Raw genomic sequence first — 16,716 nt, 5'->3', positions numbered from 1 at the left:
AGGCTCCTCCAAAGGATAAGCCCATTCTATTTTGGCCTGACCGCACAATCAAGTGGTCAGGCCAAATATTTTAATCAACCGCGCGAGAAGGTTTTGGTGACGCGTTCCAGGTGGGCGCGCATGGCCTGGCGCGCGCCGGCCGCATCGTGCGCCGCGATGGCCGCCACGATGTTGCGGTGGTCGTCCAGCGTGTGCTGGCGCAGTTCCTCGGTCTGGAAGTGCTCTTTCAGCTTATGCCACATGGTGCCGCGCTGGTTCCACAGCGTCTCCACCACGCCCACCAGCGCCGTATTGCCGGTGGCGCGCGCAATAGCCAGGTGGAAGTTGCGGTCGGCCTGCTCGTTGCTGGCGCGGTCGTCGTGGTGGCGCTCCATATCCGCCGCCGCGCGCAGGATGGCGTCGATGGCCGAATCGGTCGCCATCTTGGCCGCAATCGCCGCCACTTCGGATTCGATCAGGCGGCGCGCCGCCAGCACCTCGAACGGACCGGGGCCGCCCTCGGTCACGTCGGACGGGGCGGTGGTCTGCTCGCTCACGTACACGCCCGAACCGCCGCGCACTTCCACCACGCCGGACAGCTCCAGCGCAATCAGCGCCTCGCGCAGGGAAGCGCGGCTGACGTTCAGTTTCACCGACAGTTCGCGCTCGGCCGGCAAGCGGGTGCCGGGCTTGATGTTTTCAGCGCGGATCAGGTCCTGGATCTTCGCCGCGACCACGCGGTACAGGCGTTGTTCGCTGGCTGGATGTGACTCCGTTGCGACAGTCTTCTTATTCATGCGGCCAAGGCCTTTTATAGAGGGGGGAAATGGTCGCCCGATTTTAATTTGGTCTGGCCAATTTCGCAAGAAAAGCCCGGAATAAGATGTCTCTGATAGGATGTCTGACGTCTTTCTCGCGTGTATAATGGGGACATGACTATCCTTCCCCGCAAGCGACACACCCTGGCCCAGGGCGTGGTCGAACAAATCAGCGCCAGCATCAACGGCGGCGTGCTGAAGCCCGGCGACAAGCTGCCGACCGAATCGGCCATCATGGAGCAGCACGGCGTGAGCCGCACCGTGGTGCGCGAGGCGATTTCGCACCTGCAGGCGGCCGGCCTGGTGCAGACGCGCCACGGCATCGGCACCTTCGTACTGGAAAAGCCGCGCCAGGCGAGCGGCCTGGGGATCGATGCCGAGAGCATTGTCACCGTGCGCGACGTGCTGGCCATCCTCGAGCTGCGCATCAGCATGGAAACCGAGACCGCCGGCCTGGCCGCCGCGCGCCGCAGCGAGGAACAAGTGGCCGAACTGGCGCAGGCGCTGGGCGATATGCGGCAAGCCATGGAGCAGGGCCGCGCCTCGGTGGAGGCCGACCGCCGCTTCCACCTGGTGATCGCCAAGGCCACCGGCAACCGCTACTTCGTCGACATCCTCGGCCAGTTGGGGCAGGCCATCATTCCGCGCGCCCGCGTCAACACCGCCGGCCTGGCGCAAGACCGCCCGGCCGACTACCTCGAACGCGTGCACCGCGAGCATGAAGACATCTACCGCGCCATCCAGCGCCAGGATGGGGAAGCTGCCCGCGCGGCCATGCGCACCCACCTTTCCAATTCGCGCGAACGACTGCTGCAAGCCCAGCAACGCTTCGAAAGCGCCGCTTAAATTCGGGGTCAGGTCTGACAATCGGACAAATCTTGCGCGCAGCGCAAGATTTGTCCGATTGTCAGACCTGACCCCGATTTTTTACCCCGATTTTGCTTGCGTTCGCTTCGATTGAGTTGTACGATGACTTACAACTGAAGTCTGTTCCTACACCACACAAAGGAGTCAATGATGTCGATGTCCCCGCAAGAACTCAAAAAAGTCATGTCGTCCGGCCTGCTTTCTTTCCCGATTACGGACTTTGACGCGCAAGGTAATTTCAATGCGCTGTCCTACGCCGGCCGCCTGGAGTGGCTGGCGCCGTACGGCGCCAGCGCGCTGTTCGCGGCGGGCGGCACCGGTGAGTTCTTCTCGCTGACCGCGCCGGAGTATTCGGAAGTGATCAAGGTGGCGGTGGATAGCTGCCGTGGCAAGGTGCCGCTGCTGGCCGGTACCGGCGGCCCGACCCGCCAGGCGATCGCGCTGGCGCAGGAAGCGGAGCGCCTGGGCGCCGATGGTTTGCTGCTGCTGCCGCATTACCTGACCGAGGCGAGCCAGGATGGCCTGATCGAGCACGTGGCGGCGGTCTGCGCTTCCGTGAAGATCGGCGTCATCGTCTACAACCGCGCCAACTGCCGCCTGTCGGCCAATTCGCTGGCGATCCTGGCCGAACGCTGCCCGAACCTGATCGGCTTCAAGGACGGCATCGGCGATATCGAACTGATGGTGCAGATCTACCGCAAGCTGGGCGACCGTTTCTCCTACCTGGGCGGCCTGCCGACTGCGGAAGTGTATGCCGGCGCCTACAAGGCACTGGGCACGCCGGTCTATTCGTCGGCCGTGTTCAACTTCGTGCCGAAACTGGCGATGGACTTCTACCACGCGACCGCCGCCGGCAATACCGCCGAAACCGACCGCATGCTCGATGAATTCTTCCTGCCTTACCTGGAGATCCGCAACCGCAAGGCGGGTTACGCGGTCTCGATCGTGAAGGCCGGCGCGCGCCTGGTGGGTCATTCGGGCGGTCCGGTGCGTCCTCCGCTGACCGATATGACGGCGGAAGAAGATGCCATGCTGCTGGCGCTGATCAAAAAGCAGGGTGCCCAATAATGCAGCTCACCGGTGAAATGATCATCGGCCAGCAGCTGGTGCGCGGCGCGGCCGGCACCCAGCTGGCCTTTAACCCGGCCACCAAGGCGACCATGCTGCCCCAGTTCGGCCAGGCCGACGCGGCGGACGTGGAGCGCGCTTGCGCGCTGGCGGAACAGGCGTTTGACGCTTACCGCAGCACCACGCCGGAAGTGCGCGCTGCCTTCCTGGAGGCGGTGGCGAACAATATCGATGCGCTGGGTGCCACCCTGACCGAGCGTGCCATGGCCGAAACCGGCCTGCCGCAAGCGCGCCTGGAAGGTGAGCGCGGCCGCACTGTGAACCAGCTGCGCCTGTTCGCCAAAGTGGTGCGCGACGGCCACTGGCAGCAGGCGACGCTGGATTCGGCGCTGCCGCAGCGCACGCCGCCGCGTCCCGACCTGCGCCTGCGCAAGATCGCGGTGGGCCCGGTGGCGGTGTTCGGCGCTTCCAATTTCCCGCTGGCGTTTTCGGTGGCGGGCGGCGATACGGCGTCCGCGCTGGCAGCGGGCTGCCCGGTGGTGGTGAAGGCGCACGGCGCCCACCCCGGCACCTCGGAGCTGGTGGCGCGCGCGGTGCAGAAGGCGGTTGCCGACAGCGGCCTGCCGGAAGGCGTGTTCTCCATGATCCATGGCGACGGCCGCACCGTGGGCCAGGCGCTGGTGGCGCATCCGTCGATCAAGGCGGTGGGCTTTACCGGTTCGCGCCAGGGCGGCACGGCGCTGATGCGCACCGCTGCGGCGCGCCCGGAACCGATCCCGGTCTATGCCGAAATGAGCTCGATCAACCCGGTCTTCATGCTGCCGGCCGTGCTGGCCGGCGGTGCCGAGGCGCTGGGCGCGGCCTTCGTTGAATCGCTGACCATGGGCGTGGGCCAGTTCTGCACCAACCCCGGCCTGGTGATCGGCGTGGCCGGTCCCGACTTCGACCGCTTTGCCGCCGCCGCCGCCGCCGCGCTGCAGCCGAAGGGGGCGGGCACCATGCTGACCGCCGGCATCCACAGCGCCTACCAGTCCGGCGTCGGGCGCCTGTCGCAGGTGGACGGCGTGCAGGTACTGGCCACCGGGCAGCAGGAGGGCGCCGGCTGCGCCGCGCAAGCTGCGCTGTTCCGCGTCGATGCCGAGACCTTCCTGGCCAGCCACGCGCTGCAGGAGGAGGTGTTCGGTCCGGCCTCGCTGCTGATCGCTTGCCGCGACGAGGCCGAGGTGCTGCGCCTGGCGGCCGGCCTGGAAGGCCAGCTGACCGCCACCGTGCATTGCACGGCGGACGATCATGGCTTTGCCGCCAAGCTGCTGCCAACGCTGGAGCGCAAGGCGGGCCGCGTGCTGTTCAACGGTTTCCCGACCGGCGTCGAAGTGTGCCACGCGATGGTGCATGGCGGCCCGTTCCCGGCCACCTCGGACACGCGCACCACCTCGGTCGGCGCCATGGCGATAGAGCGCTTCCTGCGTCCGGTGAGCTACCAGAACGTGCCGCAGGCCTTGCTGCCGGCGGCCTTGCGGGACGATAATCCACTGCGCCTGGCGCGCATTGTGGATGGCGAGCTGCGCACGGCAATTTAATTTGTGTAGTACGGCCGGGGGAGACACCGGCCGCTTTGACTGATATTAAAACTATGAATCAGCACAACCCGCAAGCCGTCGGCCTGGCCGACGCGCCGGCTGCCGCCATCGGCAAATACCGCTGGACCATCTGTGGCCTGCTGTTCTTTGCCACCACCATCAACTACCTGGACCGCCAGGTGCTGTCGCTGCTGGCGCCCGCGCTGTCCAAAGAATTCGGCTGGTCGAACAACGACTACGCCAACATCGCCGCCGTGTTCCAGTTCGTGTACGCGATCTCGATGCTGTTCGCGGGCCGCGTGATCGACAAGATGGGCACGCGCCGCGCCTTTGTGCTGGCCATTGTGGTGTGGTCGTTCGGCGCCATCCTGCACGCCTACTCGGTGGCGATCGGCACGGCGGTCAGCAACCTGTTTGTCAGCGTCGGCCTGGCCGCGGTGCCGATTTCGGTGGCCGGCTTCATGGTCGGGCGCGCGGTGCTGGCGCTGGGCGAGGCGGGCAACTTCCCGGCCGCCATCAAGGCCACCGCCGAATACTTCCCGAAGAAGGAGCGCTCCTTCGCCACCGGCATCTTCAACTCCGGCGCCAATATCGGCGCGATCCTGGCGCCGATCACGGTGCCGCTGATCGCGGAGCTGTGGGGCTGGCAGGCGGCCTTCATCATCATCGGCGCGGTCGGTTTTGTGTGGATGGGCTTCTGGCTGTATTTCTACGAAACCCCGGCGCGCCAGAAGCGCCTGTCGCGCGCGGAACTGGACTACATCAACAGCGACGCGGCCGATGCCGCCGCTCCGGCCGCTGCAACGGAGGCCCCGCGCAAGGCGTCCTGGTTCAAGCTGCTGGCCTACCGCCAGACCTGGGCCTTCACGGCCGGCAAATTCCTGACCGACGGCGTGTGGTGGTTCTTCCTGTTCTGGCTGCCCAAATTCATGTCGGCGCAATACGGCATGACCACCACCGAGATGGTGGTCCCGCTGGCGGTGCTGTATTCCATGACCATGGTCGGCTCCATCGGCGGCGGCTGGTTCCCGGCTTACTTCATCAATCGCGGCGCCAGCGTCTACCACGGCCGCATGCGCGCCATGCTGACCATCGCCTTCTTCCCGCTGGCGGTGCTGCTGGCGCAGCCTTTCGGCTACCTGGGCGTGTGGGTGCCGGTGCTCCTGATCGGCATTGGCGCCTCGGCGCACCAGGCCTGGTCGGCCAACCTGTTCACCACCGTGTCCGACATGTTCCCGAAGCATAGCGTCGGCTCCGTGGTCGGCATCGGCGGCATGGCGGGCGGCCTGGGCGGCGTGTTGATCACCAAGGTGGCGGGCAAGCTGTTCGACCATTACAACGCGCTGGGCCAGATCCAGACCGGCTACATGATCATGTTCACCTTCTGCGCGCTGGCCTACCTGCTGGCCTGGTGCATCATGAAGGCGCTGGTGCCGGCGCATAAGGAAATCACGGACCTGTAATGGAAAAAGTCAGCGGAGTTCATTGCATGGTGGGTGAAAGCCCCACCTGGCATGCGGCGGAAGGCGCGTGGTACTGGGTCGATATCCCGGCGCGCCGCATCTGGCGCCTGGATTACGCCAGCGGCGCCACGCGTTCCTGGCAAACGCAGGAGATGGCGGCCTGCGTGTCGCCCGCCGCGCGCGGCGGTTTGATCGCCGGCATGGAGAGCGGCATCTTCCACCTGACGCTGGGCGAGGACGGCAGCGTGGCGGGCGAGCGCCTGGCTGCGCCGCCATCGTCCGAGCTGTTCGAGGGCATGCGCTTCAACGACGGGCGCTGCGACCGGCAGGGCCGCTTCTGGGCTGGCACCATGTTCATGGACATGGCGGCGGCGCGCGCGGTCGGCAACTTGTACCGCTACACCGCGCAAGACGGGCTGTCGGCGCCATTCGTGTCCGGCATGCTGACGCAGAACGGCACCGCCTTCTCGCCGCGCGGCGAGGTGATGTACCTGTCCGATTCGCACCCGCAGCGGCGCATGGTGTGGGCCTTCGATTACGACATCGCGAGCGGCACGCCGCACAACAAGCGCATCTTCCTCGACCTGGGCGCCCAGCAGGGCCGCCCGGACGGTGCGGCGGTCGATGCCGACGGCTGCTACTGGAGCTGCGCCAACGACGGCGGCCGGCTGCAGCGCTACACCCCGGCCGGCGTGCTGGACCGCGAGATCGCGCTGCCGTTCGCCAAGCCGTCCATGTGCAGCTTCGGCGGGCCTGAGCTCGATACCGTGCTGGTCACCTCCATCGACCACGGCACCGTCAGCGACGGCTGGCCGGGCAGCGTTGTGCTGCTGCGTCCCGGCGTGCAAGGTGTGGCGGACGTCCCGTTCGCCGCCTGAGCGGCGCATGTGGCGGATTCGCCGCGCTGTACATTTGATGGCGAGGCCGATCGTATTGGTTCTGCAATGCGGGAGCTCAAGCTGGGCTTCGAACCCCGACTGGCATAGCGGGAAGCTGGTTTACCGGGCAGTTTCGATCTGATAGAGTCCGTGCAGTAGTTTCACGGAGCCTAAAGATGATCTGTCCCTTTTGCGACCAGCCTGCGATGAAGCACGCGGTGCGCGATATCCCTTTTGAGTACAAGGGCGAATCCACCGTGATTCCGCACGTGGAGGGCGATTTTTGCGATGGCTGCGGCGAGATGGTCATGGCCGACGCGGAATCGCTGCGCGTCGGCACCGCGATGCGCGCCTTCCAGGTGCAGGTCGACGCCCGCGCCTAGCGGCGTTGCTTGCGGCGTTACGTGCGTGGCAGCTCGCGCACTTCCACTGTTGCCCCGGCCTCGTAGGCTGGGTTACCTTCCCGAACATCAGGAAAATATACTCGTTCATGGCTGACCTTCCGCCAGTGCGCGGCAGAAGGCGGCGCTGGCTTCGTCGGACGGGAAGCAGGATTCGATGTGCAATTCCTCCAGCGTCACGTCGCGCGGGGTGCCGAAGGTGGTGACGGTGGAGAAGAAGGCCACGCGCCGGCCATCCCTTTCAAACACGGTTTCCAGGGTCGGCGTCGGCACGGCGCGCAGGTCGCGCTGGCGCCATTGCTGCGGCACGCCGGGATAGGACAGCACCGCGTCCAGCAGCGCGCGCGCCTTGTCGTCATTGGGCGTGGTGGCCACCAGCTTGTGCAGGTGGGCCAGCAGGTGGCTGCCGACTTCCTCCCAGTTCACCAGCGTGCCGCGCACGTCCTGCGGGTCGAACGCGTGGTGCAGCATATTGCGGTGCGGGCTGTCGCGTCCCCCCAGCAGCCAGCGGTTCATGCGCACGGCGGCCTCGTTGGCCATGACGATATCCCAGTGGCGGTTCATCAGGAAGGCGGGGTAGGGCTCCTGCTGCTTCAGCATGGCCTCGATCGCGCGCCGCATCGGCGCCAGGTCCGGATTGGCCAGGGCCGATTCGGTGTAGCGCGGGGCGTAGCCGGCGGCCACCAGCAGGGCGTTGCGCTCGCGCAGGGTCATCTCCAGCGTGTCGGCAATGCGCGCCAGGATGTCGCGGCTGGGCTGGGCCTTGCCGGTTTCGATAAAGCTCAAATGGCGGGTCGAGACGCCGGCATCGAGCGCCAGGTCCATCTGGCTCAGGCGGCGGGCGGAGCGCCATTCTCGCAGCAGGGCGCCGACGTGGGCGATGGGGGCGTGTGCGTTCATGTGGCGATAGTAGCAAGTTTTTGCGCGGTGCTTCCATGACCTCGGAGGTAATGGATTTACGCTGACGGGGCGCCCATCATGCCCTCCATCGAACAACTATCTTCAAGGAGATTTGCCATGATGCGCCGTGACTTCCTGAAATTCGCCCTGACTTCCGCCACCCTGACCGCCGGCGCGGCTGTCGCGCACATCGCCCACGCGACACCTGGGCTGACGCGGGCGGAGGCCGAGGCGCGCGCGGCGGCGGTGCGCGATGCGCGGGTCTGGCGCGCGGCGCGCCGCCTGGTGCCCACCCGCTTTGGCCGCATCGCCGTGGTGGAGCGCGGCCGCGGCCCGCAAGCCGCCCTGTTCCTGCATGGCCTGCCTTTGAACAGCTTCCAATGGCGCGGCGCGGTGGCGCGCCTGGCCCCGCAGCGCCGCTGCATCGCGCCCGATTTCCTCGGCCTGGGCCACAGCGAGCCGGCGCCAGGCGCCAAGCTTGATCCCGACAGCCAGGCCGCCATGCTGGCCGCACTGCTGGACCAGCTCGGCGTAGACAAAGTTGACATTATTGCCAGCGACAGCGGCGGCGCCGTCGCGCAACTCTTCCTGGTGCGCTACCCGGAGCGCGTACGCAGCCTGCTGCTGGCCAACTGCGACACCGAAATCGACTGCCCGCCGCCCGCCATGCTGCCGGTGATCGACCTGGCCAAGCAAGGCCGCTTCGCCCAAGAATGGCTCGAACCCTGGCTGGCCGACAAAGACAAGGCGCGCTCCCAGCAAGGCCTGGGCGGCTTGTGCTATGCCCAGCCAGCCGCCTTGGCCGACGCAGTGTTCGAAACCTACCTGCGCCCCCTGGTCGAGCACCCCGAGCGCCTGCACGGCTACATTACCGCGCTGGAACGCAACGTCCTGCAAGGCATCCAGCCCGCCCTGCGGGCCAGCAAGGCGCCGGTGCGCGTGCTGTGGGGCATGGCTGACGAAATCTTCCTGCCGCGCGGCGCCGACTACCTGGAGCAAGCCTTCGGCAACAGCCAAGGCGTGCGCCGCATCGCCGGCAGCAAGTTGTTCTGGCCCGAGGAGCGCCCCGAGCTGCTGGCACGGGAGGCGCTCGCCCTGTGGCGTACTGCGGCCTAGGGTAAAATGCCCGGTTTGGTTCTAGATTGAGGTTTTGCGATGAAATGGGCTGTTGTCGGTTTCTACATATTGTCCGTCTTGCACATCCACTTCCGTGGCAAGGTACGCCTGCCGTTCGGGCGCCAGCTGTTCGACCACTCGTCGTTCATGGCCCCGATCAACATCTTCATGCACTGGTTCTCGCGCGTGCCGTCCACGCCCTACCTGCCGGTTGACACCTTCAAGGAACTGCAGCCGCTGCAGGACAACTGGCAGGTGATCCGCGCCGAAGCCGAGAACCTGCTGCGCCTGCAAAAGATCAAGGCCTCCGAAAAGAACGACGACGCCGGCTTCAACTCCTTCTTCAAGAACGGCTGGAAGCGTTTTTACCTGAAGTGGTACAACGCCAGCCACCCATCGGCCCAGGAACTGTGCCCGCAAACCTACGCGCTGCTGGCCGGCATCCCATCGGTGAAGGCCGCCATGTTTGCCGAGCTGCCGCCGGGCGGCAAGCTCAATCCGCACCGCGACCCGTTCGCCGGCTCCCTGCGCTACCACCTGGGCCTGGCCACGCCGAACGATGACCGCTGCTTTATCGACGTCGACGGCGAGCGCCACTCCTGGCGCGACGGCCAGGGCGTGATCTTCGACGAAACCTACATCCACTGGGCCATCAACGGCAGCGAGAGCGACCGCATCATCCTGTTCTGCGACGTGGAACGCCCGATGCGCTACCGCTGGGCGCAGGCGATCAACCGCTTCCTCGGCCGCACCATGATGACCGCCGCCGCCTCGCCCAACGAGCAGGGCGACCAGGTCGGCCTGGTGTCGAAACTGTTCCGCGTGTCCTTCTACGCCGGCAAATACCGCCGCGCGTTCAAGGCATGGAACAAGACGGTATACAAAATCACCAAGTTTGGCCTTATCATCGGCCTCGCAGCAGCAATCTACTACATCTGAGGCAGCGCGCTGCCTCGCTACAAGGAGGCAGCATGCAGCGAATCCTGCGCGGCGCCGTGGCCATTGTGCTGGCCGCCGCCACCATCCTTTCCCACGCCGGCCCCCTGCGCGACAAGCTGCTGGAACGCCGCGCGGCGCGCGCCGCCAGCGAGGCGGCGGTACAGCGCGACATCCCCTACGGCAGCGACCCGCGCCAGCGCTTCGACGTCTACCTTCCAGCGCAAGGCGCGAGCGCGGCCCCCGTCATCTTCATGGTGCATGGCGGCGGCTGGCGCACCGGCGGCAAGGCCGAATCGGCCGTGGTGCAGAACAAGGCGCCGTATTTCACCGCGCGCGACTACGTCTTCATCTCGATCAATTACCGCATGCTGCCCGACGCCGATCCCTGGCAGCAGGCGCAAGACGTGGCGCTGGCGCTGTCCAGCGCCCAGGCCCGGGCGCGCGAATGGGGCGCGGACCCGCGCCGCTTTGTGCTGATGGGGCATTCGGCCGGCGCCCACCTGGTGGCCCTGCTGGCGACCGACCCCACGCTGGCCCCAGGCAGCAGCTGGCTCGGCACGGTATCCCTCGATAGCGGCGCACTGGACGTGCCGGACATCATGCAGCAACGCCATATGCGCCTGTACGACGAAGCCTTTGGCAGCGACCCCGCCTTCTGGCGCAAGGTCTCGCCGCTGCACGCGCTGCGCCCCGGCGCGCAACCGCTGCTGCTGGTGTGCTCCACGCAGCGCGACCGCGCCTGCCGCCAGGCGCACGACTTCGCGCGCCGCGCACAGGCCAGCAGCGTGCGCGCCGAAGTGCTGGAACAAGACAAGAGCCACCGCGAGATCAACCTGCAGCTGGGCGCCGACCCGGCGTATACCAGCGCCGTGCAAAGCTTCCTGGACAGCCTGCGCTAGCGGCAGCCGTTCGCCAAGGGAAAGTGATAGTGCTGTGCGATGCGGCGCCACTCGCGGTCGCAGGGCATGGCCGCCGCGATGCGGTCCAGCTCCTGCGCCAGCTCGCTATTGCCGGGCGCCAGCACGAAGTGGCGCCCGAACTGGTTGAACGGCTTATCGCCCACATGCAGCTGCCCCACCGGCAGCTTCTCGCGGTCCATCTGGCGCCGCAGGTAGCGGAAAGAGCTGAGCGGCATCACGGTGAAATCGGCCTCGCCGCGCGCCAGGCGGCGCAGGTTGCTCATCGCATCGTAAGCATTGCTGCGCGGGATACCCTTGCCCACGTATTCGTCGATGCCCGTGTAGCGGTTGCCGTAGATGCCCGCGAAGCGCAGTCCCACCAGCGACGCCGGGCCGTCGTAGCGCACCGGGTTCTCCAGGCGCGAGATGATGGCGTTGCTGTCGTCGAGGAAGGGCGGGCTCCAATGAAAGCGCTTTTGCGGCACGTCGCCGATGAAGATCGGCGCCAGGAACAGCGCCACGCCGACAAAGCCGGATGGCGCCTCCATAAGCTGGTTCAGGTCGCGCCGCGTCAGGTTCACCAGCTGCAGGCGGTAGCGGCCCTCCAGCTTGCGGTTGACATAGGCGATCAGGTCCGGCGCCAGGCCGCGCTTGCCCTCCACGTAAGGCGCGCCGCCGTAGCTGTTATAGGCCTTGACGACGGTGCTGGCAGCGGCCGGCGCCCCGGCCAGGGCGCCGCACAGCATCAAGAGGAGGGCGCGGCGCGGCATTGGTCAACGCGCGCCCGGAGCGCGCTGGCGCGTTTCTTCGCGCGTCAGGATCCAGATGCGGTCGATGAAACCGTTCATGTCTTCCGTATAGTTGACGACCACATCCTTATCGCGCAACGAGGCAGGCGTCAGCGTCATGTTTTCCTCGCTCACGATGCGCGCCGCCGGCGACAGCTGGCGCAGTTTGCCGTCGATGTAAATGTCCGGCGCATAGCCCGCCGTCATCTTGCCGCGTTTGGCGTTGGCGGGAAAAGGGCGCGGCTCGGGATCGGCCAGGGCCGGCAGGGAAATGAAGGCGGCAAGGGCCAGCAGGAAGTGTCGTTTGTCCATGCGCGCTAGCTTACCATGCTGGCGAACATGGCCAGCACCGCCAGCGCCATCACCAGGGTGCAGGTCCAGCCCAGCAGCCGCAGGCGGCGCGACAAAGGCACCGCCCCCATCACCCCGCGCCGGGTGGCGAGCAGCATGGTCACCACCATCACCGGCACCGCCACCACGCCGTTGACCACCGCGCTCCAGTACAGCGCCCGCATCGGATCGAGCGGCAGGAAGCCGATGCCCACGCCCGCCAGCGTCGCCGCCGCGAGAATCCCGTAGAACTTGCGCGCCGCCCGCGGTTGCAATTCCAGGCTGCTGCGCCAGTTGAACGCCCCCGCCATGGCGTAGGCGGCGGAACCGGCCAGCACCGGAATCGCCAGCAGTCCGGTGCCGATGATGCCCAGCCCGAACAACGCAAACGCCAGCTCCCCCGCGATCGGCCGCAGCGCAGCCGCCGCCTGCGCCGACGACTCCACCGCAAAGATGCCGTGCGCGTGCAAGGTGACCGCCGTGGTCAGCATGATCGACCAGGCCACCGCGTTGGAAAAGCCCATGCCGACGGCGGTATCGAGCTTGATGCGGCGCAGTTGCGGGCGCACCTGGCGCGGCGCCCGCTTCAAGGGCTCCGCATCCGGGTCGGCACGCAGCTCCTCCACCTCCTGCGAGGCCTGCCAGAAGAACAGGTAAGGGCTGATGGTGGTGCCGAACACCGCCACCATGGTGGTCAGGTAAGCCTTGTTCAAGTTATCCCAGCTCAGTTGCGGCGAGACGGTGCGCAGCGCCACCTCGCGCCACGGCACCTCGATCACCAGCACCGTGGCCGCATAGGCCAGCAGCGCCAGGGTCAGCCACTTCAGCAAGTGCGCATAGCGCTGGTAGGGGATGAACAATTGCAGCAGCAGCGACAGCACGCCGAAGCCCAGGGCGTACCACTGCGCCTGGCCGCCCGCCACCAGGCGCAAGGCATCGCCCATGGCCGCCAGGTCCGCCGCGATATTCAGGGTGTTGGCAAAGAGCAGCAGGGACACCACCCCATACAAGAGCCAGGGCGGGAAATACAAGCGGATATTGGCCGCCAGCCCGCGCCCGCTGGTGCGCCCGATACGCGCGCTGGTTTCCTGGATGCCCACCATGAGCGGATACGTGAAGAGCAGCAGCCACAGCATGCCGAAGCCGAACTGCGCGCCCGCCTGCGAATAGGTCGCGATGCCGCTGGGATCATCATCCGCCGCCCCCGCCACCAGGCCCGGGCCCAGCTGCCCCAGCCAGGATTGAGAATGCGGTTCCATGGCCAGATGCTAGCAGTTCGGGGTCAGGTCTGACAATCGGACAAATGGTGCCCTTGGGCACCATTTGTCCGATTGTCAGACCTGACCCCGATTTTGCCTTGCCTCCCAGGCGGCGAGGGCGGTGCGGTAACGTTCGAGGTCGTCGTAGTAGAGGTCGAGCACGCACCAGGTGCAGCCGCTGTGGCAGCAGTCGTCGGGGCCGGGCGCTGCCGGTGGCTGGGGCTTGGGGTCGGGCTGTTCGGTGTTCATTATTCGTCGATGGCCAGCAGGGCCTGGTTGCGGCCGCGTTGCTTGGCGCGGTACAGGGCTTCGTCCGCCAGGCGCACCAGTTGCTCCGGGCGGCTGTGCTCGGTGGGGATGAGGACGGCGACGCCGATCGAAATCGTGACATGGCCGAAGGGCGAGGCCTCGTGCGGCAGTTGCAGCCGCGCCAGTTCCTGGCAGATCACTTGCGCTACGCCAATGGCGTCGGCGCCGGCGCTGGCGACCGACAGCAGGGCGAACTCTTCGCCGCCGTAGCGCGCCACCAGGTCGGAGCTGCGCCGGCCGTGCTCGGTGATCAGCCCGGCCACGGCGCGCAGGGTGGCGTCGCCGGCCAGGTGGCCGTAGCGGTCGTTGTATTTCTTGAAGTAGTCGACATCGAGCATAGACAGCGCCAGAGGCTGGCCGGTGCGCGCCGCGCGCCGCCATTCCGCCTGCAGCGCCAGGTCGAAGCCGCGCCGGTTGCTGACGCCGGTCAGGCCGTCGGTCATGCTGAGCGCTTCGAGCTTGCGATTGGATTCTTCCAGCTGGGCGGTGCGGGCCGTGACCAGCTGCTCCAGCTCGGCGCGCTGGCGCGTCAGGCGGCGGATGCGCCAGTGGTACAGGCTCCACAGCGCGCCCAGCACCACGGCGGCGGCGGCCAGGCGGAACCAGGTGGTTTGCCAGAACGGCGGCGTGATCGTCACCTGCAAGGTGGCGGCGTCGGGGCTCCAGATGCCGTGGTGGTTGGCGGCGCGCACGCGGAACACGTAGCTGCCCGGATCGAGGTTGGTGTAGGTGGCCACGCGCCGCTCGGCGTCGGTTTCCTGCCAGTCGGGGTCGAAGCCTTCCAGCTGGTAGGCGTAGCGGTTCTGCGCCGGCGCGGTGAAGTGCAGGGCGGCAAATTCAATCGTGAAGGCGGTCGCTTGCGAGGACAGCACCAGGCCGCTGGGCGCGGTCAGCGGCCCTTCCAGCCGGGCCTGGTCGCGGAAGCGGCCTTCGCTCAGCGAGTGGTTGAACAGCTTGATGTCGGTCAGCGCCACCTGCGGCGGCACCGAGGCGCTGCGCACCTGCTCCGGCTGCACCCCGGTCATGCCGTGCACGCCGCCAAAGTAGAGCTGGCCGTGCGCGCCGGGGGCCGAGGCATTGCTGGTGTAGCCGTCCGTCATGCCGTCGGCCACGGTGAACAGCTGGGCCGAGCCGTTGGCCGGATTCAGGCGGAACAGGCCGGCCAGGGTGCTGACCCAGACCTTGCCTCGGGCGTCGCTCTGGATCGCGAGCGTCTTCTGGTGCTGCACGGCGGCGGCGTGCGAGCGCAGGCGCAGGCTGCCGTCGGCCAGCTCTTCCAGCTGCATCAGGCCGCGCGCGCTGCCCACCCACAGCACGCCGCTGGCGTCCTCATGCAGGGCGCTGACGTTATCGTCGAGCATGCCCTCGGGACCGCCGGCGCGGAAGTGGCGGAACTTGCCGCTGGCCGGGTCCAGCAGGTCGAGCCCGCCGCCGTTGAATTCCGAGCCCATCCACACCCGGCCCTTGCGGTCCTCCAGCACCACGCTGGTGCCGCCCACGCTGCGGCTGTGGGCATCGTGCGGGTCGTGCAAGAACAGGGTGGAGCGCTGGCGCAGCTTGTCGTAGCGCACCACGCTATTGCCGGTGCCGAGCCACAGCACGCCACCCCTGCCGGGCGCAATGGAGTTGATGAAATCGCTGGCCGTGTTGCCGAAGCGGATGTGGCGGAACTTGCCGCTGGCCGGGTCCAGCCGGTTCAGGCCGTTGGCCGTGCCGACCCAGAGCGGCCCGCCGTCCTCCTGCCACAGGCTGTAGATGATGTTGTTGCTGAGCGCGCCGGGCCGGCCGTCGGCCTGGTACTGGCGCAGTACGGCGCCGCGCGCCGGGTCGAACTGGCCGATGCCCAGGCTGCCGCCCACCCACAGCGTGCCGTGCGGCCCCCGTGCCAGGCTCAGCAGCGCGTTGTTGACGCGGCCCTGGCTGCCGTCCAGGCGGTAGGGCAGGTGGCGCGTGAAGCCGGCGCTGCTCAGGTTGACCAGAGCGATGCCGTCGGTGTACGAGGCCAGCCACAGCATGCCGCCGCGGTCCTGCACCATGGCGCGCAGGTTGTCGCCCGGCAGCGAATGCGGATCGTCGCTATTGTGGCTGTAGCGGTCGAAACGCGCGGCGGCCGCGTTCCAGCGCAGCAGGCCGGCCGACAAGGTGGTGGCCCACAGCGTGTTCTCGCTGTCGCGGTAGAAGCTGGTGACGCGGCTGTCCGGCGCCGGCATCTGCTGGCGGCTGTCCCAGGGCGTGCTGCTATCCCAGCGCAGCACCCCGCTCTCGGTGCCGATCCACAGCATGCCCTGGCGGTCCAGGTGCAGGGCGCGCACGATATTCGCGCGCGCGTTCGGGTCGCTGCCCTTGTCCACCCGGCGGTGCTCGAAGTCCTGCGCGCCCGGCGCCAGGTAATCCAGCCCGCCCGGCCAGGTGGCCGCCCACACGCCGCCTTTGGCATCGACCGCCAGCGCGTTCAGGTCGTTGCCCGCCAGGCTGGCCGGGCGCGCCGGGTCGTGCACGTGCAGGGTGAATTTGCCGCTGGCCGGCTCGAAATGCTGCAGGCCGCCCCAGGTCGCCAGCCACATGCCGCTTTTGCCGTCGGACACAATGGCCTTGATGATGCGCCCGTTGTGCGGCGCCTTGGGCGGCACGAAGGTGGTGAAATCGTTGCTGTCCGGATTGAAGCGCGCCAGCCCATCCTGCGTGCCGGCCCACAGGCGGCCCTGGCTATCTTCATACAGCGCCGCCACCCGGTCGTGCGGCAGGCTGCGCGGCTCGCCCGCCTTGCTGCGGTACTTGGCGGCCCGGTAGCCATCGTAGCGATACAGCCCGTTGGACTGGGTGCCGATCCACATAAAGCCGCGCCGGTCTTGTAACAGCGACAACATGGAGGGTTCTTCATTGCCGAGCGGGCCGAGCTTGCGGAAGCGCAGGGAAGGCGGGGCCGCCTCGCCGGCCGCAGGGGCGGGCGCGGCCGCCAGCAGGCCGGCTGCCAGCAGGAGCAGCGCGCAAAGAATGCGGCCTAAGTGCCAGCCGCGGGCGTTGGTAGCATTCATTTAGTTACATTATAGCTTCCAGCTCGGCAATAATTTATTCCCGCCAAACCCCATTCCAAGCGCTTTCCAGCCGATATCGGGTATCAT

General features: G+C 67.3%; 16 protein-coding genes. 9 read left to right on the top strand and 7 right to left on the bottom strand.

All coding sequences use genetic code 11. The features are described 5' to 3' along the window. Nucleotides 1-74: 74 nt before the first annotated feature. Nucleotides 75-776, bottom strand: coding sequence for a FadR/GntR family transcriptional regulator (locus tag GTP41_RS09860; protein ID WP_161025413.1), 702 nt, complete (start codon nt 774-776; stop codon nt 75-77). 135 nt (nt 777-911) lie between these two features. Here GTP41_RS09860 and GTP41_RS09855 point away from each other — a divergent pair, with 135 nt between their 5' ends. The 6 genes from GTP41_RS09855 (at nt 912) to GTP41_RS09830 (ending at nt 7,036) form a co-directional block, all read left to right on the top strand. Continuing rightward, on the top strand, nt 912-1,643 hold the full coding sequence (locus GTP41_RS09855) for a FadR/GntR family transcriptional regulator (protein ID WP_161025412.1): 732 nt from the start codon (nt 912-914) through the stop codon (nt 1,641-1,643). A gap of 177 nt (nt 1,644-1,820) precedes the next feature. Beyond that, a complete protein-coding gene (gene kdgD / locus GTP41_RS09850) occupies nt 1,821-2,732 on the top strand; it encodes a 5-dehydro-4-deoxyglucarate dehydratase (RefSeq protein ID WP_161025411.1) in 912 nt (303 codons plus the stop codon). Next, the gene (locus tag GTP41_RS09845; protein WP_161025410.1) at nt 2,732-4,312 is read left to right on the top strand and encodes an aldehyde dehydrogenase (NADP(+)); all 1,581 of its coding nucleotides are present in this window, start codon (nt 2,732-2,734) and stop codon (nt 4,310-4,312) included. The genes kdgD and GTP41_RS09845 overlap by 1 nt, the downstream gene beginning before the upstream one ends. Before the next feature lie 53 nt (nt 4,313-4,365). Beyond that, nucleotides 4,366-5,775 (top strand): MFS transporter, encoded by a 1,410-nt coding sequence (locus tag GTP41_RS09840; protein WP_161025409.1) that lies wholly within the window; start codon nt 4,366-4,368, stop codon nt 5,773-5,775. Then, on the top strand, nt 5,775-6,653 hold the full coding sequence (locus GTP41_RS09835; protein WP_161025408.1) for an SMP-30/gluconolactonase/LRE family protein: 879 nt from the start codon (nt 5,775-5,777) through the stop codon (nt 6,651-6,653). The genes GTP41_RS09840 and GTP41_RS09835 overlap by 1 nt, the downstream gene beginning before the upstream one ends. 176 nt (nt 6,654-6,829) lie before the next feature. Further along, the gene (locus tag GTP41_RS09830; protein WP_161025407.1) at nt 6,830-7,036 is read left to right on the top strand and encodes a type II toxin-antitoxin system MqsA family antitoxin; all 207 of its coding nucleotides are present in this window, start codon (nt 6,830-6,832) and stop codon (nt 7,034-7,036) included. Between the two features lie 105 nt (nt 7,037-7,141). On the opposite strand, the gene GTP41_RS09825 is transcribed toward GTP41_RS09830, so the two are convergent. After that, on the bottom strand, nt 7,142-7,954 hold the full coding sequence (locus tag GTP41_RS09825; RefSeq protein WP_161025406.1) for a helix-turn-helix domain-containing protein: 813 nt from the start codon (nt 7,952-7,954) through the stop codon (nt 7,142-7,144). A gap of 117 nt (nt 7,955-8,071) precedes the next feature. Here GTP41_RS09825 and GTP41_RS09820 point away from each other — a divergent pair, with 117 nt between their 5' ends. The 3 genes from GTP41_RS09820 to GTP41_RS09810 are packed head-to-tail and all read left to right on the top strand — an operon-like array spanning nt 8,072 to nt 10,908. Further along, nucleotides 8,072-9,070 (top strand): alpha/beta fold hydrolase, encoded by a 999-nt coding sequence (locus GTP41_RS09820; RefSeq protein WP_161025405.1) that lies wholly within the window; start codon nt 8,072-8,074, stop codon nt 9,068-9,070. A gap of 39 nt (nt 9,071-9,109) precedes the next feature. After that, nucleotides 9,110-10,009: a lipid A hydroxylase LpxO gene (gene lpxO, locus GTP41_RS09815; RefSeq protein ID WP_161025404.1), complete on the top strand. Its 900-nt coding sequence runs from the start codon at nt 9,110-9,112 to the stop codon at nt 10,007-10,009. A gap of 32 nt (nt 10,010-10,041) precedes the next feature. Then, nucleotides 10,042-10,908, top strand: a complete 867-nt coding sequence (locus tag GTP41_RS09810; RefSeq protein ID WP_161025403.1) for an alpha/beta hydrolase — start codon at nt 10,042-10,044, stop codon at nt 10,906-10,908. Here the strand turns inward: GTP41_RS09810 and GTP41_RS09805 are convergent. From GTP41_RS09805 to GTP41_RS09785, 5 genes are all read right to left on the bottom strand, one after another. After that, complete coding sequence (locus GTP41_RS09805; protein WP_161025402.1) at nt 10,905-11,678, bottom strand: substrate-binding periplasmic protein; 774 nt, start codon at nt 11,676-11,678, stop codon at nt 10,905-10,907. The two genes, GTP41_RS09810 and GTP41_RS09805, sit on opposite strands and share 4 nt — an antisense overlap. Nucleotides 11,679-11,681: 3 nt before the next feature. Then, nucleotides 11,682-12,008: a hypothetical protein gene (locus GTP41_RS09800; RefSeq protein ID WP_161025401.1), complete on the bottom strand. Its 327-nt coding sequence runs from the start codon at nt 12,006-12,008 to the stop codon at nt 11,682-11,684. 5 nt (nt 12,009-12,013) lie between these two features. Next, nucleotides 12,014-13,285, bottom strand: a complete 1,272-nt coding sequence (locus tag GTP41_RS09795; RefSeq protein WP_161025400.1) for an NRAMP family divalent metal transporter — start codon at nt 13,283-13,285, stop codon at nt 12,014-12,016. Nucleotides 13,286-13,360: 75 nt separating this feature from the next. Next, nucleotides 13,361-13,534, bottom strand: a complete 174-nt coding sequence (locus tag GTP41_RS09790; RefSeq protein ID WP_161025399.1) for an oxidoreductase-like domain-containing protein — start codon at nt 13,532-13,534, stop codon at nt 13,361-13,363. Continuing rightward, nucleotides 13,534-16,629, bottom strand: coding sequence for a diguanylate cyclase (locus GTP41_RS09785; RefSeq protein ID WP_161025398.1), 3,096 nt, complete (start codon nt 16,627-16,629; stop codon nt 13,534-13,536). Before GTP41_RS09785 ends, GTP41_RS09790 begins: the two co-directional genes overlap by 1 nt. Between the last annotated feature and the right edge of the window lie 87 nt (nt 16,630-16,716).

Source organism: Pseudoduganella guangdongensis, assembly GCF_009857475.1.
GTDB lineage: Bacteria > Pseudomonadota > Gammaproteobacteria > Burkholderiales > Burkholderiaceae_D > Rugamonas > Rugamonas guangdongensis.
This window is presented reverse-complemented; position numbering and strand designations above follow the sequence as displayed.